The following is a 21,249-nucleotide window of genomic DNA, read 5'->3' on the forward strand; positions in this document are numbered from 1 at the left end:
GAAAAAGATAAAAAAAGAAAAACAAAGATCCCAAGCCGGAGCGGCTGGAACGCGGCGTAGAGACCATGTTTCGAACGACGCTGAGCAACCATAATAACCTGAGCCGCTTTGTCGATAATAAGGCAAACATCATTCTTTCGGTGAATGCGATTATCATCTCGGTTTCACTTTCTACGATTGTGCCGAAACTGGACAGTCCAAGTAATTCTCATCTGATTATTCCTACATTGGTGTTGATTGTCAGCAGTTTGGTGTCTATTATTTTTGCAATCTTGGCAACCAGACCACGAGTCACCAAAGGAAGTTTCAGCAGGAACGAAGTCGAAGAGAAGAAGGTGAATCTATTGTTTTTTGGAAACTTTTACAAAATGCCGTACGAAGATTACAACTGGGCTATGAACGAGTTGATGAAAGACCGGGAATATATTTACAATTCTATGATCAAAGACCTCTATCACCTCGGAATTGTCTTGGAAAAAAATATCGGTTGTTGAGAAATACTTATAATGTATTTATGGTCGGTATTATCATTTCTGTACTGGCTTATTTGATTGCTTTTGCCCTAAGATAAATAAAACGCTTATGATCAAATTTTTCTTGTATACCGCCTTTTTACTTTTTGCTGTACAATCCTGTGCGACCTTCAAACCGCAATACAGTAAGGATTACAAAGAAGAAAAATATCCGGCGGATAAAAAACCGGTCCATACGTTCTTTCTGTTGGGTGATGCAGGATTGGGTTTGGTAAAAGACACTGTTAACAACTCCAATGCATTGGTCGATCATTTAAATGCTGCCTCAGAAAACAGTACGCTGATTTTTTTGGGTGACAATATTTACCCCTCCGGAATGCCTAAAAAAGAGGATAAAAACCGAAAAGATGCGGAACAAAATATTCAAAATCAAATCGATCTGGCTGCTTCTTTTAAAGGAAAAACACTGTTTATTCCGGGAAATCATGATTGGTACAGCAATGGCGTCGTTGGATTGAAACGGGAACAGGATTTTGTAGAAGAGCAACTGGGCAAAAAATCTTTCCTGCCAAAAAACGGATGCCCTATCGATAAAGTAAAGATCAGCGAAGACGTCGTTTTACTTACGGTAGATTCGCAGTGGTATATCACGAATTGGGATCGCCAACCCACCATCAACGATAATTGCGACATCAAAACCAGAGCGGATTTTCTGGATGAATTTCGGGATGAAATTAAAAAAAACCGCGGAAAAACAACCATCATTGCACTGCATCATCCTGTTTTTACCAATGGATCTCACGGCGGTCAATATTCTTTTAAAAGTCACATGACTCCCGCACCGATATTAGGAAGTTTGAAAAATTTACTGCGAGAAACAACCGGAATTTCCAATACGGATATCGAAAATAAATTTTATAACGAATTAAGCAAATACCTCATTGCCGCGGCACAGCAGAATGATAATGTGATTTTCGTTTCCGGGCACGACCATAATTTACAGTATATTATTAATGATCAGATCCCGCAAATCATCAGCGGTTCCGGATCAAAATTAAATCCAACCCGAAATGTGAAAGGCGGTCAGTTTTCTTATGGTGTTAATGGTTATGGGATTCTCGATGTTTTCGAGGATGGTTCATCATTTTTAAGATTTATTGATAGTAATAATGGTAAAACGGTTTATCAGCAGCAAGTTTTAAAACCGGATAACACGGCGCGCCAATTCAATTTCGATCCGCAGTTTCCGGCTGAAATGAAAAGTTCAGTTTATGATCCCAAAGCGACAGAAAAATCTGGTGTTTACCAATTTTTATGGGGAAAACGATACCGTGAAAGTTATGGTATTCCAGTAGCTGCTGAAACCGCTGATCTGGAAACACTTTTTGGCGGCTTAAAACCCGTAAGAAAAGGCGGCGGCAATCAGTCCAAAACTCTTCGTCTGGAAACCAAAGACGGCAAACAATATGTGATGCGCGCGGTGAAAAAAAATGCGACCCAATATTTACAGTCGCTGCTTTTTAAAGACCAATACATAGAGCCTCAATTTAAAAATACCGCCACGGAAAAACTCGTTATGGATATTTTTACGGGGTCGCATCCATTTGCACCCTTAGTAATTCCGGCGCTTTCGGATCCGATCGGGATTTATCATTTGAACCCCAAATTATATTATATTCCAAAACAAAAAGCCTTGGGAGATTACAATTCTGAATTTGGCGATGAGTTGTATATCATTGAAGAACAAGCCTCCGATGGAAATTTAGCGCTCAAAGAAAAAAACTTTACGGGAAACATTATCAGTACCACCGATGTGCTGAAAAAACTGCATTCCGACGAAAGTTTTTCAATTGATGAAACGGTTTACATCCGATCCAGATTGTTTGATATGCTAATCAATGACTGGGACCGCCATCAGGATCAGTGGCGCTGGTTGGAATTTAAAGAAAATGGAAAGATCGTTTACAAAGCCTTACCGAGAGACCGAGATCAGGCTTTTTCTAAAATGTCGGACGGTTTAATCATGGGTGCAGCCACTGAATTTTTTCCCGCTGCTGAATTATTAAAAAAATACAGCGATGATTTAAAAAATGTTAAAGGTTTCAATGTAGAACCTTATCCTTTGGACATGGCCTTTATGCGAACTTCCGACAAAAAAGTTTGGGATGAACAGGTTCGGTTGATTCAAAATAATCTGACGGTTGAAGTGATTGAAAAAGCCTTTAACCAAATCCCAAAAGAAGCCCAGAATGAATCCGTTGCTTTCATCAAAAAAACGTTGAAAGCCCGAAAGGAAAATTTACAGAAGATCTCCGATGACTATTTTCAAGTCATCAATAAATACGGCGTCATCACGGGAACCAACAAAGATGATCTGGTTAAAATTGAAAACCACGAAAACGGAAATGTGGAACTTTCTCTTTTACGCAAAAAGAAAGACAGCACTGAACTTTTTCTTCATAAAATTTATGATCCAAAACTGACCAAAGAAATTTGGGTTTACGGACTAGATGACGATGACACTTTTGAAGTGACGGGAACTACCAAAAAAATTAAAATTCGCCTCATCGGCGGACAAAACAACGACGAGTTTAAAGTAGAAGACGGCCGAAAAGTGTATATCTATGATTACAAAAGCAAAAACAACAACATAAATCAGGCGAAAAATGCCAACGTAAAATTGAGCGATGAATATAATCTGAACAACTACGATTACCGAAAACTCAAAACAAATACCACAGAAACCAGTTTATTGGTGGGCGCAAATCCGGATGATGGTTTGAAAGTGGGCGGAAATTTAATTTTCACCTCTTTTGGGTTCGAGAGAAATCCTTTTACGTCCAAACATCATTTTAAAGGGGCTTATTATTTTGCAACGAGCGGTTATGAACTCACTTATAAAGGCGAATTTGCAAACGTCATTGGACGCATGAATCTTTTAATTGCATCTAATTTCCAGAGTGCTAATTTCACCCAAAACTTTTTTGGATATGGTAATGAAACTAAAAATTTAGAAGAAAGTCTAGGCGAAGATTATCACCGCGTGAGAATTAAAGAATATGGTATCGCGCCTTCTCTCATGTACAGAGCGTTTGGAGGCGCTCAAGTTGCTTTTGGGGCTTCTTACAAAGCCGTTGAGGTAGACAAAACTGTCGGTCGGTTTGTCGCTAATACGACCGAAATCCCTCAATCTATCTTTGAAAGCAATCAGTTTGCCGGTATCCATTCTAAATTTGAATTTGAGAATTATGATCATAAAGTTTTTCCCACAATTGGCATGAAAACCGCTGTGGAAGTTGGTTTTAAAACCAGTTTAGAAGATACCAAACGCAATTTCGTTTATCTAATTCCGGAAGTAAGTTTTACACATTCTTTAATTCCGTCCGGGAAACTGGTACTCGCGACGCAGGTTAAAAGTCATCTGATCTTTAATGATCATTTTGAGTTTTATCAGGCCGCTTCCATCGGTGGAAATGATGGATTGCGAGGTTTTAGAAATCAGAGGTTTTCGGGACAAAAATCATTATTCCAAAACACAGACATTCGCTATACTTTTAACAGCATGAAGACGAATATTATTCCAGTAAAACTTGGTGTTTATGGGGGTTTCGATTATGGAAGGATTTGGCTGAAAGGCGAACATTCCGGCAAATGGAACAATTCCTACGGTGGCGGAATTTTTGTAAATGGAGCTGATCTGTTAAGTGCCAATTTAGGATTATTTAATTCTAGCGATGGCTTGAGACTGGCTTTTTCCCTGGGTTTCCAATTTTAAATTAAAAAAAATGAACAGATTATTTTTAGCAACAACTGCCGCCATGATATTGTCATGCAGCACCAACAGTACGGTTTTGAAACACGTGGCTCAGTTTCCCAACAGTCTGAAAGAAGTGTCAGGAATTGCTTACAAAAACAATTTTATCTACAGTATTGAAGATCGCGGCAACGAAAATCAGGTAACGGTTTTGGATCTCTCCGGGAAAATTCAGAAAACCATCACGCTGAATAATACGGAAAATACTGACTGGGAAGATCTGACTTTTGATACGAACGGAAATCTCTACATCGGTGATTTTGGGAATAATGCGAACGACAGAAAAGACCTTGCAATTTATAAAATAAACCCGTCAGATTTGAAAAGTGAAACGGCTGAAGTTGTTTATACCGTTTCGTTCGAATATCCTGAACAAAAAGATTTTCCACCAAAGAAAAAAGACATGATGTTTGATGTGGAAGGTTTTTTCGAGTACCAAAATTTCTTTTATCTCTTTACCAAAAACCGCAGCAAAGGTTTTGATGGCAGCAGTTATGTGTATAAAATCCCCAATACTGCCGGACATCATAAAGCGGAACTCATCAAAACGATCACAACCTGTACTGACTATCAAAACTGCGCCATTACAAGTGCAGCCATCAGTCCGGATCAAACTAAATTTGTGCTTTTATCGCATTCCAAGATCTGGCTTTTTGAAAATTTCTCTCCCGATAATATTGCCGATGGTAAAATGAGTGAAATCAATCTGGACCATTTTTCTCAAAAAGAAGCCATAACCTTTAAAAATAATGAAACCTTATTGATTGCGGACGAAAGAGTGAAAAAGACGGGTGGTAATCTGTATGAATTGAATTTAAAATCAGTGAAGAAAACGGGTCTTTAGTTTCTTTAAAGGACCGAAAACGTTTTGCAGCTTGGCGAAGTGGCGGAAATCGAAGTATAGGTGTTCAGTCTTGTACAAAAGTTCAATCGAAGAACTACCGTTAAATTTAGCACTAAATCCGCTATTTTGCCAAACTGATGTTACAGGCAGTGCTTTTCCCTTCAATGTTTCTTCATTTTCATCTACTCGGGATTGTATATGGTTGATTATGAAGAATAGAAAATATTGCGTTATTAATTGGATTTAGGTCTATGTTAAAGTTGTTACAAAGTATTATAATAAGAACATTCTCGTTAACAATGTGTGTCATAATAGAGCGAAATCCATTAATTGCACCTTGATGAAAAATGTAGTGCATCTCTTTATGCAGGTCAGGAACTACAAATTTTGTTATGCCAACACCGTACCCATAGTTTGCCAAAACAGGAGTGAACATTAAATCCCGGCTTTTTTTTGAAATTAATTTATCCGAATATAATGCTTTATCCCATAGAAGTAAATCATCTGTTGTTGAGTAAATAGCACCAGCTGAAAAAATCGTAGATAAAATATCGATATAGTCGGCATTCAAATATGTGTTAGAATTAAAATTATATCCTTTCGCTTTTTCTTTTATAATTGTAGAAGAATTTTCAACACCCGTGTTTTTCATATTTGAGACATCCAAGATGTTTTTCTGTAACACTTCTGCATAACTTTGATGGGTAACTTCTTCAATGATTGCTCCTAAAATATAATAATCTGCATTCGAATATTTATATTCAGTCCCAGGTTCTGATAAAAGATTATCACTGCAAAATTTTTGAACAAACTCTTTGTGCGTGTAAAAATGCTTGCTGATGTCGGAAAAGAAATCATCACGTTCTGTATATTCAGGTAGTCCTGCCGTATGCGATAGCAGTTGATGTAGTGTTATGCGGTCTCCAATTTGTTTTCTATAATAAGGCAAATACTCGCTGATTGGAGTACGTAGATTAAGTTTACCTGCTTCTACCAATTGGAGAATTAACACAGCAGTGAATTGCTTAGTCAATGAAGCAATGCGAAACTTGGTGTTTCTTGAGTTTGGAATATCAAATTCTCTGTCGGCAAGTCCGTAACTTTTTTCAAAAATAACTTTATCTCCGTCAACAATAAGAACATTACCACAAAATTTGTTTAGGTCAGCATAGGATTGAATTAGTGTGTCTATCTTGTCATTTTGTGTCTGAGAAAAGACAACAGAGCTTGTTTGAGTCAGAATAAAAAATAGGTATATAATTTTTTTCATTAGCGGTTTATTTCCTTAAGGCATCGTCGAGTCAGTATTGCCTGTAACGTTTTGCGTATTGGCGATGGTGCGGCTTTAACGCGGAAACTTTCTTATTATAAATACTCTTCGATAAATCTAAAATGGTTAAACTTGCGATTTCTCCGCACTATTGCCGATACGATGTTATCTGTGGTTTTTATTCCACGAGTTTTCCATCCTTGTAATTTTGGATAATTTTTTCTTTTCCATCTTCATTATACATTTCCCATATTCCATCATAAACCCCAACTTTCCAATTTCCAATTCCTCTTAATTGTCCGTTTTCATACCAATATTTATGAGTTCCATCCGGTTTTCCGTCGATAAATTCTCCCTCACGGGCTTTTATTCTGTTAGAATGCCAATATTCCCAAATTCCTTTCTCTTTATAATTTTTCATCAGACCTTTAGAATAGACATTTCCATTAAAATAATAAGAAGTTTTATTTCCGTCAGTTAATGGTTTAAAATGAAGTTTTTCCGCTTTTTCAGGTGATAAATTTTGTCCGTTTTTCAAAAAATCAGATTTTCCAATCAATGTGTCTCCGACATAAATTTCATATTCATCCAAATTTATATTTTGAGAAAATAAATTTCCAAAAGTTAGTATTGAGAGAGTTAATGTCAGTAATATTCTTTTCATCGGGGTCTTGTTTAAAATCACAGATAACGCCCAGCTCGGCTTTGTCGTCGTTCTGAAAAAGGAGTTGAAAACTTCTTTTTCGGAATGCGTCAAAGGCGACTGTTGGGAGAACGTCGTGCGAATGCAACGATGGTTTCACTACAGTTGGCGGAGCCGAGCTTGGCGTTGGGAAAAATCGTCCCAAAGGGCGATTTTTCCCAACGGTTGGGTATTTCTGTTGGCGGGGATTATTATAACTGGTTTTTGTAAATATAACAAAACGAACAATTAGCGAAAATCTTTATGATGTAAACTTCAACCCCGCTAATAGAAATATCTTGTTGAACTAAACCTCCGGTAGCTTTTCCTGAGGCTGTTTTATTAACTTTGTTTTTATTCAACCAAAAATAAAATCTCTAAAATGGCTACAAAAAAAAATCTCCGGAGGATTTAAGAACGAACAAAATTTTGAATCGTGCTTCAAGCGAAGTTAATGGTTTTTCGGAACTGATACAACGTTTTGAAAGAAATATTTCAATCCAGGGAAAAAGTCCCAGAACCTTTGATAATTACTCCAGGCATGTTGCCGCCGTAGCGCTTTACTTCGGTAAAATCCCTACCGAATTGGATCCGGAAGACATCAAAGATTATCTCTTCGAACTTCAACAACGCAGCAAAACACCTTCCCAAACTTACTTTAAACACACGGTTTATGGACTGCGGTTTCTTCTGAAAGCCGAAGGTTTACCCTATAGTTTTCTACACCTTCCCGCCATTCCAAAAGTCAAAAAACTGCCCACTATTTTAAGCCGTCAGGAAGTTTGGCGGATGCTTCAAACGGCGCAATTGCTGAAACACAAACTGCTCATCGGTTTGATTTACGGGTGCGGACTTCGATGTATGGAAGTAAGAAATATTGAACTTCATCACCTTGATTTTGACCGCCAAATGCTGCATGTTGTTCAGGGTAAAGGTCAAAAAGACCGTTATGTTCCATTATCCGAGCATTTAATTCGGGGACTGAAAATCTTTATTTCAGTGGAAAATCCGACTCAATATTTATTCAATGGAAATCAAAATAGAAATATTGAAGAGATTGATACTTCCACAACGCACACCAAAGATTTTGATTCCAGATACAGTCAAAGAGGCGTTCAATGGGTCATCAAAACGGTGAGTAAAAAAGCCGGAATCACCAAAGTTGTTCATACGCACACTTTGCGACACAGCTTTGCCACGCATCTGTTGGAAGATGGAGTTTCGATCATTATGGTTCAGAAACTTCTGGGACATGAAAGAATTGAATCGACCATGGAATATCTTCATGTCTGTCAGTTATCGGATCAAAAACCGCACAGCCCTTTGGATACCGTTTTCGCTTTATGCAGTAAAAATGGAAACCCGAAGTAAAGGCGGAAGTGTAGCTGATGTTCTTCGCAAAATCAATTTGTCGGCGCAAAACTTTACGGTTCATCAAGAAAAAACACTTCGCGCTTTGTCGTATTGCCGGACTGCTGCTTTGGGTGGGCATATCGATGCGTGTGATGGTTGTGGAAATCTTTCGATTAGTTACAACTCGTGTCGTAATCGGCATTGTCCGCAATGTCAAGGTCATAAAAGAGAAGAATGGATCCAGAAACGCGAGCAGGAATTATTGCCGTGCAGTTATTATCACTTGGTTTTTACTTTGCCCGAAGAACTCAATGGTTTGGCGATCTCTCAACCGGCATTGTTGTATAAAACCTTATTTGAAGCAGCGTGGGCAACATTAAATCAGTTTGGTAAAACAGAACAGATCCAGTTGGGAATGATTGCGATTTTGCATACTTGGGGACAGAATTTAAGTCTTCATCCGCATTTGCACTGCATTGTTCCGGGTGGTGGAATTGACCACAATGGCAAATGGAAAAAGAAAGTAAGAACCGATAAATATCTCTTCTGTGTAAAAGCGATGAGCAAAGTTTTTCGGGCAAAGTTCGTGGCTTTATTAAGAGCTTCCGGAATTAAAGACCAGGATTTAATGGACAAACTCTTCACCAAAAACTGGGTGGTTTATGCGAAAAGACCTTTTGGTGGTCCGAAACAAGTGATCGAATATTTAGGAAGATATACTCACAAAGTTGCCATCAGCAATCACCGCATCAAAGAAGTTACGGATAAAGAAGTTCGTTTTGGGTACAAAGATTATCGCAAAGAAGGTCAGAAAAAGGAAATGACTTTATCGAATACTGAATTTGTGCGCAGATTTAGTCTTCATATTTTGCCTCGAAGGTTTGTGAGAATACGGCATTACGGGATTTTAAGCAGCTCCTGGAAACGTGGAAAACTTCAGGATTTACAATCAGATTTAAAAATCCAAATTACAGAAGTAAAACCGAAAACTTTGCTTAAAAAATGTCGGTGTTGCAAGGAAGGAAACTTAATAACCATAGCGCTTTTCGGACAGCGTGGCCCACCTCAGGATTTTCTTGCCGTTTTTAATGCCTCGTCTGCAAAATAAATTTTGTGGGTAAGGGATTTTGTATCTTAAAAGTAAAAAAAAGCCGGTGAGTGCTTCGAAAAACGTCACCTCAGTTCCACAAAAAAGCAGTCCTTCTAAAAAACTGCTTTACTATCCTAAATTCTAAAAATGATAACTCCATAAGGTTGCCAACTGGGGAGGAAAAGCCACCGGAGATTCCGTTCAACAGGCTTTCATTTCTTGTCTTGCAGACAAAACGAAAGCTTAGTTATTACCTGCAGTGCCTTTTTCCCGTTTTATTTAATTGGATGGTTTTTTACATCTTCAGTCATTTGCATTAAAACTTTAGAACTTGGTAAATTCTCAATTTTTTTGTGCAAATTTTCAGGAAAGAGTTTTTTAATATCTTTTCCATACAAACTGCCGTCACCAGGTTTTTCAATATTTACAATGTTATCTTCCGTTATAGGATTTCCATTCAGATTAATTCTTAGTGGAAGAGATGTTCCTGTTCCTAGTTCAACATTATTTTCTCCATAAAATTCTTGTAAAGTTGTCCAAACATAAATTTCTGATGGATTTCTTTGCAGGACAATTAAATTCCCAAAAATTTTTCCTCCAAATGCAGGTTTAATAATTTCTGCACCTATTTTTTTTAGTAAAATATTTTTTTCATTTTCTGAAATTTGATTTTCAGAATTCTCACTTTTTTTACAATTAATAACTGTTAAAAAAATTGTCGTGATGATTAATATTTTCTTCATTTATGCGGTTTTTTAATGGCATTGCAGGTAACTTTCTTATATGTATCACTGAGTGATACAAACACGCCCAATTGATGATGTATCGGTATCAATAATGTTATATATTATTTCTTCGCTAAAGTAAGAATAAATCGCATGTTATAGTCAAATAAATATTTTGGCGCATTTCTTATAGCAGACTTTTTTCAGATGCCCTACTCTAATAAATTAGTAGCGTAACTGTGCCGCAGCCAATGTAAGGTAACTGGATTTTTATTTTGGATTTTTCTAATACACGCTTTATCAATGTTTTTTCCGACTATTATTTCCCGTAATTGTAATTAAAGTATAATACCCTTGAAAATCTAGAACACTCCTAAAGACTACCAAATGCCACAAAAAAGCAGTCCTTCTAAAAAACTGCTTTGTGTATCTAATTTCTAAAAACGACATCCCCATAAGAGGACCATCATACTGCTGAAAAGCTACCGGAGGTTTAGTTCAACGGGCTTTCATCTCCTGTCCTGCGGACAAGACGAAAGCTTAGTTATTATACGACGTATTTTTTTTTGAGATAAAATTTTTATTTCAACTGCGAGACAATTTTAATGGATGGTATACTTATATAGGTTCGTTAAAATTCCATTTTCCTAAGATTACCAATTTCAATGCAATCATCGCTGTGATAGTTTTGGCTAAAGAATTAACAATAAAAATAGAGTTGTATGAGGCATTAGTTCCTTCAGATCCTGAAAACTTTTTTGCGATATTTATTTGTTGTTTCAGTAAAATGATAAACTGCTTTTTCGGATTTCTTTTATCAATTGATTTTTACAATCCACAAACACAAAAATAGGTCCGACCAAGATATCATTCTATAGCTTTTGTTTTCTCCAACAATCCATAAGAATTCCATCTACCATATTTAAAAAGCCCATCAAGAGCGATGGATTTTTTGGTTTCAATAGTTTACATTTGGAGGCAACAATTCTTTTGTTTGCAATTTAGAATGATAAAAATATGAGTGAGATTTTAAGACGTCAAATTGAGAAAATTACGCCATTAACAGACCAGGAGTTCGAGTACATCCTGTCTCATTTTACCTTGAAAAAATTTAAAAAGCATCAGATTTTAATTCAAGAAGGAGATACCTTACAAAATGATTATTTTGTGATGAATGGTTTGTTAAAAGCATCTTACCTGAATAAAGAAGGTAAAGAGCACATCATGCAATTTGCAATGGAAGATTGGTGGATTACCGATTATCAAGCGTATTTTAATCAAACGGAAGCTACTTTTACCATTGATGCATCAGAATCTACCGAAGTACTTACTTTGTCTCTCTATAACCGAGAGAAACTCTGTGCAGATATGCATAAGATAGAACATTTTTTCAGGAAAAAGTCTAATAATGGTTATATAGCACTCCAAAGAAGAATTTTGTCTCTGCTGAATAGCAATGCCAAAGAACGCTACGAACAATTTATTTCTCAATATCCCACACTTTTACAACGATTGCCCAAAACATTAATCGCTTCATATTTAGGTGTTTCCAGAGAAACCTTGAGTCGGCTTTCGGTGTAATGTGATGTAGGTCACAAAAAAGTTGTGAGGTAGGTCCTGTTGTTTGTGGGGAGCTGCATTTACCTTTGCACTATCAAATCATTAAAAATCAATAGTAAAATGAATCACAACAAGTTTTTATCCAAGATTATTTTCTTAACGGGTTGTATTCTTTTTTTAGGGATTAATATGATAAATGCACAAACAATAAAATCTAACAAAATGAGCAAAAAAGTATTATTCGTGGTTACGAGCCACGGCGAATTAGGAAACACTGGTGAATCTACCGGTTATTATTTAGGTGAAGTTACGCATCCTTGGGCGGTATTAGTAGATGCTGGTTACGAAATAGATTTCGTGAGTCCAAAAGGTGGAAACCCGCCGTATTATGGAAATACTCCAGATGATAAGGTTAATGAAAGATTTTTGGCAGATGAATATTATCAAAATAAAATTCAGAACACCATGACGCCTTCAGAAGTAAATCCTGATGAATATGTGGGGATTCTTTATGCTGGAGGTCACGGTACGATGTGGGATTTTGCAGATAATGAAGAATTGGCAGTAATCGCACAAAAAATCTACGAAAAAACTGGAATCGTAAGTGCGGTTTGTCACGGTCCTGCTGGATTGGTGAATATTAAACTCAGCAATGGAAAATATTTGGTAGATGGCAAAAAAATCAATGCTTTTACCAACGAAGAAGAAGCTGCTGTGAAATTAGATGAAGTGGTTCCATTTAGATTAGAATCTAAATTAATAGAACGTGGAGCCAAGTTTGAAAAATCTGGTTTATGGCAAACTCACGTTACCGTAGACGAAAGAGTGGTAACAGGACAAAATCCTCAATCTGCTCATGCAGTTGGCGAAGCTGTTTTAGAAGAACTTAAAAAACTCTAATAGTTAAGAATACAAAAGAGGCTGTTTTCAGTCTCTTTTTTTATGCTAAAGGGAAATTTTATTCGAATTTGTATACATAGCAAAGGTTCAACCTTTCACAAAATGATATAAAAAAATGGAGCCGGGGAAATGCCTGCTCCATTTAACTGTATTAAAAATTTGTGTTCGATTGCTTACTTTACTGCAAGTAGATCTACCATTTCAAGTACAGGTTCTTTAGCAAGTAATTCAGAAGCATTGGCCATTAAAGCCTTTGCAATCTCACCATTCAAGTGAGCATCTCTTGCATCTGTAGTTTCGAACGTATCGAATATACCAAAAGTAGAAGGGCCAATTTGTAAAGCATACCATCTTACGGTTCCTGGCTCACCTTCGGCAAGCGGTAAGGCAGACTTTAGGAATTCCAATACGTCATTCTCTTTACCCGGTTTTGCTTCTACTCTTGCTAATATTGCAAACTTTTCCATAATTTAAAATTTTTAATGTTATTGAGAGTTTCTTCAACTCTTTCTAACAAAAATAAGTTTTCCTTATCAAACTAAAAATACAAAAGATGTTAAATAATGTTAATGTTAATCATCGAAAATCAGCCAATTTTCTAATGTTCTCTCCCATCAGAATTTGTTCATCATAAAATATTTCATCCGATTCCTAGGAGAGTTTAACGTTATTGTAGAAAGTTACTAAAAAATGGAAACGACCAAAAAAAAGAGATTTTTCTAGAAGTCTCTTCAATATCTTTAAAATTTTCCGTCGATAATCCACTGAAGCTCAAGAAAAGCTACCCGAGCTTCCGTTCAACGGGCTTTCATCTTCTGTCCTGCGGACAAGACGAAAGCTTAGTTATTATCTGCCGTTTTTATTCAAATTTATGTCTCAATTTTCTTTCAGTCAGATAGAAGATAATTCCGCACAATAAAAACATTAAACATAACGCAATTATCAACTGAATAAATTCATTGCCTTTAATATTAATTCCAATTAATGAAGTCAAAGAAAAAACAAGGCCTGACCAAATCATAATTTTAGCAGAGTAATTTTGGGCAAAATTCCAATGGTTAATATTTTTCATTGAATTCTTTGTCCGGTAACCATACAAATAATTAATTTTTTTCGGAGGAAATAATAACATTACAATTCCTGCAATCATGAAAATTGGCCCAACTAAAATCGGTAAAAGAAAAAGAGGATTTTCAAAATTCATTTTAATAATTGAATTTTTATTTTCAACTTCAATTTTGTTCCAACGCACACTTGATAAAATGGCAGATAACGCCCAGCTCGGCTTTGTCGTCGTTCTGAAAAAGGAGTTGAAAACTTCTTTTTCGGAATGCGTCAAAGGCGACTGTTGGGAGAACGTCGTGCGAATGCAACGATGGTTTCACAACAGTTGGCGAAGCCGAGCTGGGCGTTGGGAAAAATCGTCCCAAAGGGCGATTTTTCCCAACGGTTGGGTATTTCTGCAGGCGGGCTTAAATTACGAAAACTTTCTACTTGCTAAAAATTGAATTAATTGCTAAAATCTTCGATGAAAACTTCCAACCCGCTTGTAGAAATATCTTGTTATATGCCGATTTTACTTTATGACTTTTACGTCAATGTTTAGTGCAGGAGAAACAGTAGGTGTTCTTTCCCACTCTCCAAAATTCTTTCTATAAAATGCAGGTTTAAAAACCGTTCCGCTAACTGCAATGGATCCTTTAAAAGAGTTTAAAATTTGAAACGAGACGTAAAATTTATTTTCAACCCAAAGATTTTTAGAAGAAATATCATAAGAAAATTCACCATCTTTTATTTGTTCAGTTGTCATCACGGTTGAAATATCTTCGCTTAAAACAGAGTTCCAGTTTTCATCGTAAACATTATATCTGATGAATATAGGACGGTCAGATTCAAAGTATGCAAAATTTATATTAATTTTCTCAATTTTAGTTCTTTTCTCTGCTGCAAACGGAAGTGCAAGTTCTTTTGAAATATCTTGTAGATTTTTTTGAGGGTTGTAAATGAACAATCTTTTTAGTTTTTGCGTTGATTCCCCAATTTTTAGAAACCAATTTTTTAGGAATTAAGACTACTTGTTCAATGTTTAATATTCTATCGGCAAGGTAAAAGGTTTTATTATTTTCGAGCAAAAAACTCTCAACAGAATTTAAATAAGGTTTAAAACCGCCAACTTCAATTTTGATATTTTGACCTTTATTACTTTTCGATAAATCAATTGAAAAAACACCATTTTCGTCCGAAGTTGTCCCCAATTCACTATTTTCAATTCCGATTCTCGCATAGGGTATTGGTAATTTAGTTTCCTCGGACATTATTTTCCCGCTGATAATTTGAGATTTTAAGTTTAGGAAAATAAAAATAAAAAGTAATAAAATTCGGATTTTCATTGTGTGCGAGGCGTTTTATAAAATGGCATATAACGCCCAGCTCGGCTTTGTCGTCGTTCTGAAAAAGGAGTTGAAAACTTCTTTTTCGGAATGCGTCAAAGGCGACTGTTGGGAGAACGTCGTGCGAATGCAACGATGGTTTCACAACAGTTGGCGGAGCCGAGTTGGGCGTTGGGAAAAATCGTCCCAAAGGGCGATTTTTCCCAACGTTTGGGTATTTCTGCAGGCGGGCTAAAAATACGAAATATTTCTACTTGCTAAAATCTTAATTAATCGCTAAAATCTTCGATGAAAACTTCATACCCGCTTGTAGAAATACGATGTTGAACTAAACCTCCGGTAGCTTTTCCTGAGGCTGTTTTATTAACTTTGTTTTTATTCAACCAAAAATAAAATCTCTAAAATGGCTACAAAAAAAAATCTCCGGAGGATTTAAGAACGAACAAAATTTTGAATCGTGCTTCAAGCGAAGTTAATGGTTTTTCGGAACTGATACAACGTTTTGAAAGAAATATTTCAATCCAGGGAAAAAGTCCCAGAACCTTTGATAATTACTCCAGGCATGTTGCCGCCGTAGCGCTTTACTTCGGTAAAATCCCTACCGAATTGGATCCGGAAGACATCAAAGATTATCTCTTCGAACTTCAACAACGCAGCAAAACACCTTCCCAAACTTACTTTAAACACACGGTTTATGGACTGCGGTTTCTTCTGAAAGCCGAAGGTTTACCCTATAGTTTTCTACACCTTCCCGCCATTCCAAAAGTCAAAAAACTGCCCACTATTTTAAGCCGTCAGGAAGTTTGGCGGATGCTTCAAACGGCGCAATTGCTGAAACACAAACTGCTCATCGGTTTGATTTACGGGTGCGGACTTCGATGTATGGAAGTAAGAAATATTGAACTTCATCACCTTGATTTTGACCGCCAAATGCTGCATGTTGTTCAGGGTAAAGGTCAAAAAGACCGTTATGTTCCATTATCCGAGCATTTAATTCGGGGACTGAAAATCTTTATTTCAGTGGAAAATCCGACTCAATATTTATTCAATGGAAATCAAAATAGAAATATTGAAGAGATTGATACTTCCACAACGCACACCAAAGATTTTGATTCCAGATACAGTCAAAGAGGCGTTCAATGGGTCATCAAAACGGTGAGTAAAAAAGCCGGAATCACCAAAGTTGTTCATACGCACACTTTGCGACACAGCTTTGCCACGCATCTGTTGGAAGATGGAGTTTCGATCATTATGGTTCAGAAACTTCTGGGACATGAAAGAATTGAATCGACCATGGAATATCTTCATGTCTGTCAGTTATCGGATCAAAAACCGCACAGCCCTTTGGATACCGTTTTCGCTTTATGCAGTAAAAATGGAAACCCGAAGTAAAGGCGGAAGTGTAGCTGATGTTCTTCGCAAAATCAATTTGTCGGCGCAAAACTTTACGGTTCATCAAGAAAAAACACTTCGCCCTTTGTCGTATTGCCGGACTGCTGCTTTGGGTGGGCATATCGATGCGTGTGATGGTTGTGGAAATCTTTCGATTAGTTACAACTCGTGTCGTAATCGGCATTGTCCGCAATGTCAAGGTCATAAAAGAGAAGAATGGATCCAGAAACGCGAGCAGGAATTATTGCCGTGCAGTTATTATCACTTGGTTTTTACTTTGCCCGAAGAACTCAATGGTTTGGCGATCTCTCAACCGGCATTGTTGTATAAAACCTTATTTGAAGCAGCGTGGGCAACATTAAATCAGTTTGGTAAAACAGAACAGATCCAGTTGGGAATGATTGCGATTTTGCATACTTGGGGACAGAATTTAAGTCTTCATCCGCATTTGCACTGCATTGTTCCGGGTGGTGGAATTGACCACAATGGCAAATGGAAAAAGAAAGTAAGAACCGATAAATATCTCTTCTGTGTAAAAGCGATGAGCAAAGTTTTTCGGGCAAAGTTCGTGGCTTTATTAAGAGCTTCCGGAATTAAAGACCAGGATTTAATGGACAAACTCTTCACCAAAAACTGGGTGGTTTATGCGAAAAGACCTTTTGGTGGTCCGAAACAAGTGATCGAATATTTAGGAAGATATACTCACAAAGTTGCCATCAGCAATCACCGCATCAAAGAAGTTACGGATAAAGAAGTTCGTTTTGGGTACAAAGATTATCGCAAAGAAGGTCAGAAAAAGGAAATGACTTTATCGAATACTGAATTTGTGCGCAGATTTAGTCTTCATATTTTGCCTCGAAGGTTTGTGAGAATACGGCATTACGGGATTTTAAGCAGCTCCTGGAAACGTGGAAAACTTCAGGATTTACAATCAGATTTAAAAATCCAAATTACAGAAGTAAAACCGAAAACTTTGCTTAAAAAATGTCGGTGTTGCAAGGAAGGAAACTTAATAACCATAGCGCTTTTCGGACAGCGTGGCCCACCTCAGGATTTTCTTGCCGTTTTTAATGCCTCGTCTGCAAAATAAATTTTGTGGGTAAGGGATTTTGTATCTTAAAAGTAAAAAAAAGCCGGTGAGTGCTTCGAAAAACGTCACCTCAGTTCCACAAAAAAGCAGTCCTTCTAAAAAACTGCTTTACTATCCTAAATTCTAAAAATGATAACTCCATAAGGTTGCCAACTGGGGAGGAAAAGCCACCGGAGATTCCGTTCAACAGGCTTTCATTTCTTGTCTTGCAGACAAAACGAAAGCTTAGTTATTACCTGCAGTTGTTTTTTTTCAAAAGTTGATATTTATTATTCCACAAATATCCAGAATTCCCGCAATTGTAAAGAATGAAGCGACAAAAGCGAATATGTAAATTCCAATTATATTAATAATTGCTTGAGTTGAAATGAGAAATTCTTTAGGATTTTCCGGATTATATTTAATTTCAACAGGTTTTTCAATATAATTTTTGAATGTGCGAAATTTATTTACGTCTGATGAACTATAAAAATATGGTTCTTCTTCAATTATTTCTCCACTAGTGGTTGAAAAATTTATGGTTGGAGTTTGATAACCTTTCCAACCTCGAGTATATTTTATAATTATTCCCGTTTTTGAAATTCCATCTCTCTTAAGAACTTTATAAACTCGCAAATAATCAAGACAAACATATAATATAATTGATCCCAATATTAGAAAACAAATAATAGGTTTCAAAAACATGAAAATTATAAAAACTATAACAATATAATTCCAATATTTTTCTATTTTTTTCATTATCTATGCGGCTTTTCGGTTACAATTGCAGGTAACGTCTCGTGGCTTGGCGTCAGTTGGGGATTTGGTAAGCCAATGTATCGGTTTAAAAACCAACTTCCAAGTACAAAACCAACCTATGAGTTTGCCTAAAACCCCAATTGCGCCAAACCGCTGTTATGCGCTGTATTAATGTATTTTCAAAATGTCTCTTAAACTTTTTATATATTTTACTTGAAGTTCCGCAGGTGAAATATATCCCCATTCCTCAAAAATAGCATGTTTTTTAATTATATTATATTCAGCCATGTCATGATAAATCCACAGTTGAGATTCTGAATAATCTTCTAGTGATAATGTAATCATCTTGACAATTTTATTCAGGTCTGCTAAATCGGTGTGTTCGGAAACTTCTTCAACGTATTGTATAGAATTTGAATCAAATAAATTTTTTATTTCTTTCATAAGTTGTAATTGAAAACCGCTGAAACCGTCACTATTAAGTTCAAGTTGCGAGTTCCAATTCAGCCGATGATTTTCATTCCATTTTCTATTAAACATTTTATTTTTATTAAGTTTAATTTTCTCCTTCTGCGGAAATATAGCGCATAACGGTTGGGTATTTCTGCAGGCGGGATAAAAATACGAAATCTTTCTACTTGCTAAAATCTTACTTAATCGCTAAAATCTTCGATGAAAACTTCATACCCGCTTGTAGAAATACCGTGTTGAACTAAACCTCCGGTAGCTTTTCCTGAGGCTGTTTTATTAACTTTGTTTTTATTCAACCAAAAATAAAATCTCTAAAATGGCTACAAAAAAAAATCTCCGGAGGATTTAAGAACGAACAAAATTTTGAATCGTGCTTCAAGCGAAGTTAATGGTTTTTCGGAACTGATACAACGTTTTGAAAGAAATATTTCAATCCAGGGAAAAAGTCCCAGAACCTTTGATAATTACTCCAGGCATGTTGCCGCCGTAGCGCTTTACTTCGGTAAAATCCCTACCGAATTGGATCCGGAAGACATCAAAGATTATCTCTTCGAACTTCAACAACGCAGCAAAACACCTTCCCAAACTTACTTTAAACACACGGTTTATGGACTGCGGTTTCTTCTGAAAGCCGAAGGTTTACCCTATAGTTTTCTACACCTTCCCGCCATTCCAAAAGTCAAAAAACTGCCCACTATTTTAAGCCGTCAGGAAGTTTGGCGGATGCTTCAAACGGCGCAATTGCTGAAACACAAACTGCTCATCGGTTTGATTTACGGGTGCGGACTTCGATGTATGGAAGTAAGAAATATTGAACTTCATCACCTTGATTTTGACCGCCAAATGCTGCATGTTGTTCAGGGTAAAGGTCAAAAAGACCGTTATGTTCCATTATCCGAGCATTTAATTCGGGGACTGAAAATCTTTATTTCAGTGGAAAATCCGACTCAATATTTATTCAATGGAAATCAAAATAGAAATATTGAAGAGATTGATACTTCCACAACGCACACCAAAGATTTTGATTCCAGATACAGTCAAAGAGGCGTTCAATGGGTCATCAAAACGGTGAGTAAAAAAGCCGGAATCACCAAAGTTGTTCATACGCACACTTTGCGACACAGCTTTGCCACGCATCTGTTGGAAGATGGAGTTTCGATCATTATGGTTCAGAAACTTCTGGGACATGAAAGAATTGAATCGACCATGGAATATCTTCATGTCTGTCAGTTATCGGATCAAAAACCGCACAGCCCTTTGGATACCGTTTTCGCTTTATGCAGTAAAAATGGAAACCCGAAGTAAAGGCGGAAGTGTAGCTGATGTTCTTCGCAAAATCAATTTGTCGGCGCAAAACTTTACGGTTCATCAAGAAAAAACACTTCGCGCTTTGTCGTATTGCCGGACTGCTGCTTTGGGTGGGCATATCGATGCGTGTGATGGTTGTGGAAATCTTTCGATTAGTTACAACTCGTGTCGTAATCGGCATTGTCCGCAATGTCAAGGTCATAAAAGAGAAGAATGGATCCAGAAACGCGAGCAGGAATTATTGCCGTGCAGTTATTATCACTTGGTTTTTACTTTGCCCGAAGAACTCAATGGTTTGGCGATCTCTCAACCGGCATTGTTGTATAAAACCTTATTTGAAGCAGCGTGGGCAACATTAAATCAGTTTGGTAAAACAGAACAGATCCAGTTGGGAATGATTGCGATTTTGCATACTTGGGGACAGAATTTAAGTCTTCATCCGCATTTGCACTGCATTGTTCCGGGTGGTGGAATTGACCACAATGGCAAATGGAAAAAGAAAGTAAGAACCGATAAATATCTCTTCTGTGTAAAAGCGATGAGCAAAGTTTTTCGGGCAAAGTTCGTGGCTTTATTAAGAGCTTCCGGAATTAAAGACCAGGATTTAATGGACAAACTCTTCACCAAAAACTGGGTGGTTTATGCGAAAAGACCTTTTGGTGGTCCGAAACAAGTGATCGAATATTTAGGAAGATATACTCACAAAGTTGCCATCAGCAATCACCGCATCAAAGAAGTTACGGATAAAGAAGTTCGTTTTGGGTACAAAGATTATCGCAAAGAAGGTCAGAAAAAGGAAATGACTTTATCGAATACTGAATTTGTGCGCAGATTTAGTCTTCATATTTTGCCTCGAAGGTTTGTGAGAATACGGCATTACGGGATTTTAAGCAGCTCCTGGAAACGTGGAAAACTTCAGGATTTACAATCAGATTTAAAAATCCAAATTACAGAAGTAAAACCGAAAACTTTGCTTAAAAAATGTCGGTGTTGCAAGGAAGGAAACTTAATAACCATAGCGCTTTTCGGACAGCGTGGCCCACCTCAGGATTTTCTTGCCGTTTTTAATGCCTCGTCTGCAAAATAAATTTTGTGGGTAAGGGATTTTGTATCTTAAAAGTAAAAAAAAGCCGGTGAGTGCTTCGAAAA

General features: G+C 36.9%; 23 protein-coding genes. 14 read left to right on the top strand and 9 right to left on the bottom strand.

The window, feature by feature from the left end; translation table 11 throughout:
- Window positions 1-65 precede the first annotated feature (65 nt).
- The 3 genes from L0B70_RS13485 (at window position 66) to L0B70_RS10900 (ending at window position 5,131) form a co-directional block, all read left to right on the top strand.
- Entirely contained in the window at window positions 66-494 is a 429-nt protein-coding gene (locus L0B70_RS13485) for a Pycsar system effector family protein (protein ID WP_311195384.1), read from the top strand.
- 88 nt (window positions 495-582) lie between these two features.
- A complete protein-coding gene (locus L0B70_RS10895) occupies window positions 583-4,248 on the top strand; it encodes a metallophosphoesterase (protein ID WP_235141805.1) in 3,666 nt (1,221 codons plus the stop codon).
- Between the two features lie 10 nt (window positions 4,249-4,258).
- A complete protein-coding gene (locus L0B70_RS10900; RefSeq protein ID WP_235141806.1) occupies window positions 4,259-5,131 on the top strand; it encodes a hypothetical protein in 873 nt (290 codons plus the stop codon).
- A 178-nt stretch (window positions 5,132-5,309) separates the two neighbouring features.
- Here the strand turns inward: L0B70_RS10900 and L0B70_RS10905 are convergent, their stop codons facing one another.
- Both L0B70_RS10905 and L0B70_RS10910 read right to left on the bottom strand, forming a co-directional pair.
- A complete protein-coding gene (locus L0B70_RS10905; protein ID WP_235141807.1) occupies window positions 5,310-6,401 on the bottom strand; it encodes a serine hydrolase in 1,092 nt (363 codons plus the stop codon).
- A gap of 178 nt (window positions 6,402-6,579) precedes the next feature.
- Window positions 6,580-7,065 carry a toxin-antitoxin system YwqK family antitoxin gene (locus L0B70_RS10910; protein ID WP_235141808.1) on the bottom strand — a complete coding sequence of 162 codons (486 nt, stop codon included), beginning with the start codon at window positions 7,063-7,065 and terminating at the stop codon, window positions 6,580-6,582.
- A gap of 84 nt (window positions 7,066-7,149) precedes the next feature.
- Between L0B70_RS10910 and L0B70_RS10915 the strand changes: the two genes are divergently transcribed.
- The 3 genes from L0B70_RS10915 to L0B70_RS10925 all read left to right on the top strand — a co-directional run bounded on the left by L0B70_RS10915 (window position 7,150) and on the right by L0B70_RS10925 (window position 9,544).
- Window positions 7,150-7,314, top strand: coding sequence for a hypothetical protein (locus L0B70_RS10915; protein ID WP_235141809.1), 165 nt, complete (start codon window positions 7,150-7,152; stop codon window positions 7,312-7,314).
- A gap of 198 nt (window positions 7,315-7,512) precedes the next feature.
- Complete coding sequence (locus L0B70_RS10920; protein WP_235141810.1) at window positions 7,513-8,454, top strand: tyrosine-type recombinase/integrase; 942 nt, start codon at window positions 7,513-7,515, stop codon at window positions 8,452-8,454.
- The gene (locus L0B70_RS10925) at window positions 8,438-9,544 is read left to right on the top strand and encodes an IS91 family transposase (RefSeq protein ID WP_235141811.1); all 1,107 of its coding nucleotides are present in this window, start codon (window positions 8,438-8,440) and stop codon (window positions 9,542-9,544) included. Before L0B70_RS10920 ends, L0B70_RS10925 begins: the two co-directional genes overlap by 17 nt.
- 257 nt (window positions 9,545-9,801) lie before the next feature.
- Here the strand turns inward: L0B70_RS10925 and L0B70_RS10930 are convergent, their stop codons facing one another.
- The gene (locus tag L0B70_RS10930) at window positions 9,802-10,269 is read right to left on the bottom strand and encodes a hypothetical protein (protein WP_235141812.1); all 468 of its coding nucleotides are present in this window, start codon (window positions 10,267-10,269) and stop codon (window positions 9,802-9,804) included.
- Between the two features lie 999 nt (window positions 10,270-11,268).
- Here L0B70_RS10930 and L0B70_RS10935 point away from each other — a divergent pair.
- Window positions 11,269-11,832: a Crp/Fnr family transcriptional regulator gene (locus L0B70_RS10935; RefSeq protein ID WP_235141813.1), complete on the top strand. Its 564-nt coding sequence runs from the start codon at window positions 11,269-11,271 to the stop codon at window positions 11,830-11,832.
- A 99-nt stretch (window positions 11,833-11,931) separates the two neighbouring features.
- Window positions 11,932-12,711, top strand: coding sequence for a type 1 glutamine amidotransferase domain-containing protein (locus tag L0B70_RS10940; RefSeq protein ID WP_235141814.1), 780 nt, complete (start codon window positions 11,932-11,934; stop codon window positions 12,709-12,711).
- A gap of 173 nt (window positions 12,712-12,884) precedes the next feature.
- On the opposite strand, the gene L0B70_RS10945 is transcribed toward L0B70_RS10940, so the two are convergent.
- Together L0B70_RS10945 and L0B70_RS10950 are read right to left on the bottom strand one after the other, a co-directional pair.
- Window positions 12,885-13,178, bottom strand: a complete 294-nt coding sequence (locus L0B70_RS10945) for a putative quinol monooxygenase (protein ID WP_078797893.1) — start codon at window positions 13,176-13,178, stop codon at window positions 12,885-12,887.
- A gap of 392 nt (window positions 13,179-13,570) precedes the next feature.
- A complete protein-coding gene (locus L0B70_RS10950; RefSeq protein ID WP_235141815.1) occupies window positions 13,571-13,915 on the bottom strand; it encodes an SdpI family protein in 345 nt (114 codons plus the stop codon).
- Between the two features lie 58 nt (window positions 13,916-13,973).
- Between L0B70_RS10950 and L0B70_RS10955 the strand changes: the two genes are divergently transcribed.
- Window positions 13,974-14,219: a hypothetical protein gene (locus L0B70_RS10955; protein ID WP_235141816.1), complete on the top strand. Its 246-nt coding sequence runs from the start codon at window positions 13,974-13,976 to the stop codon at window positions 14,217-14,219.
- A gap of 68 nt (window positions 14,220-14,287) precedes the next feature.
- On the opposite strand, the gene L0B70_RS10960 is transcribed toward L0B70_RS10955, so the two are convergent.
- Both L0B70_RS10960 and L0B70_RS10965 read right to left on the bottom strand, forming a co-directional pair.
- Window positions 14,288-14,722 carry a hypothetical protein gene (locus tag L0B70_RS10960; RefSeq protein WP_235141817.1) on the bottom strand — a complete coding sequence of 145 codons (435 nt, stop codon included), beginning with the start codon at window positions 14,720-14,722 and terminating at the stop codon, window positions 14,288-14,290.
- A complete protein-coding gene (locus L0B70_RS10965; protein WP_235141818.1) occupies window positions 14,640-15,026 on the bottom strand; it encodes a carboxypeptidase-like regulatory domain-containing protein in 387 nt (128 codons plus the stop codon). Before L0B70_RS10965 ends, L0B70_RS10960 begins: the two co-directional genes overlap by 83 nt.
- 97 nt (window positions 15,027-15,123) lie before the next feature.
- On the opposite strand from L0B70_RS10965, the gene L0B70_RS10970 reads away from it, so the two are divergent.
- From L0B70_RS10970 to L0B70_RS10980, 3 genes are all read left to right on the top strand, one after another.
- Complete coding sequence (locus L0B70_RS10970; protein WP_235141819.1) at window positions 15,124-15,336, top strand: hypothetical protein; 213 nt, start codon at window positions 15,124-15,126, stop codon at window positions 15,334-15,336.
- A gap of 215 nt (window positions 15,337-15,551) precedes the next feature.
- The gene (locus L0B70_RS10975) at window positions 15,552-16,493 is read left to right on the top strand and encodes a tyrosine-type recombinase/integrase (RefSeq protein WP_235141810.1); all 942 of its coding nucleotides are present in this window, start codon (window positions 15,552-15,554) and stop codon (window positions 16,491-16,493) included.
- Window positions 16,477-17,583 (top strand): IS91 family transposase, encoded by a 1,107-nt coding sequence (locus L0B70_RS10980; protein WP_235141820.1) that lies wholly within the window; start codon window positions 16,477-16,479, stop codon window positions 17,581-17,583. The genes L0B70_RS10975 and L0B70_RS10980 overlap by 17 nt, the downstream gene beginning before the upstream one ends.
- A gap of 252 nt (window positions 17,584-17,835) precedes the next feature.
- On the opposite strand, the gene L0B70_RS10985 is transcribed toward L0B70_RS10980, so the two are convergent.
- Window positions 17,836-18,321 (bottom strand): hypothetical protein, encoded by a 486-nt coding sequence (locus L0B70_RS10985; protein ID WP_235141821.1) that lies wholly within the window; start codon window positions 18,319-18,321, stop codon window positions 17,836-17,838.
- Between the two features lie 168 nt (window positions 18,322-18,489).
- Complete coding sequence (locus L0B70_RS10990; RefSeq protein ID WP_235141822.1) at window positions 18,490-18,765, bottom strand: hypothetical protein; 276 nt, start codon at window positions 18,763-18,765, stop codon at window positions 18,490-18,492.
- 390 nt (window positions 18,766-19,155) lie between these two features.
- Between L0B70_RS10990 and L0B70_RS10995 the strand changes: the two genes are divergently transcribed.
- Together L0B70_RS10995 and L0B70_RS11000 are read left to right on the top strand one after the other, a co-directional pair.
- Entirely contained in the window at window positions 19,156-20,097 is a 942-nt protein-coding gene (locus L0B70_RS10995; protein ID WP_235141810.1) for a tyrosine-type recombinase/integrase, read from the top strand.
- Window positions 20,081-21,187 (top strand): IS91 family transposase, encoded by a 1,107-nt coding sequence (locus L0B70_RS11000; RefSeq protein ID WP_235141811.1) that lies wholly within the window; start codon window positions 20,081-20,083, stop codon window positions 21,185-21,187. The genes L0B70_RS10995 and L0B70_RS11000 overlap by 17 nt, the downstream gene beginning before the upstream one ends.
- Window positions 21,188-21,249 lie beyond the last annotated feature (62 nt).

The sequence above is a fragment of the Kaistella sp. 97-N-M2 genome (assembly GCF_021513235.1).
Taxonomy (GTDB): Bacteria; Bacteroidota; Bacteroidia; order Flavobacteriales; family Weeksellaceae; genus Kaistella.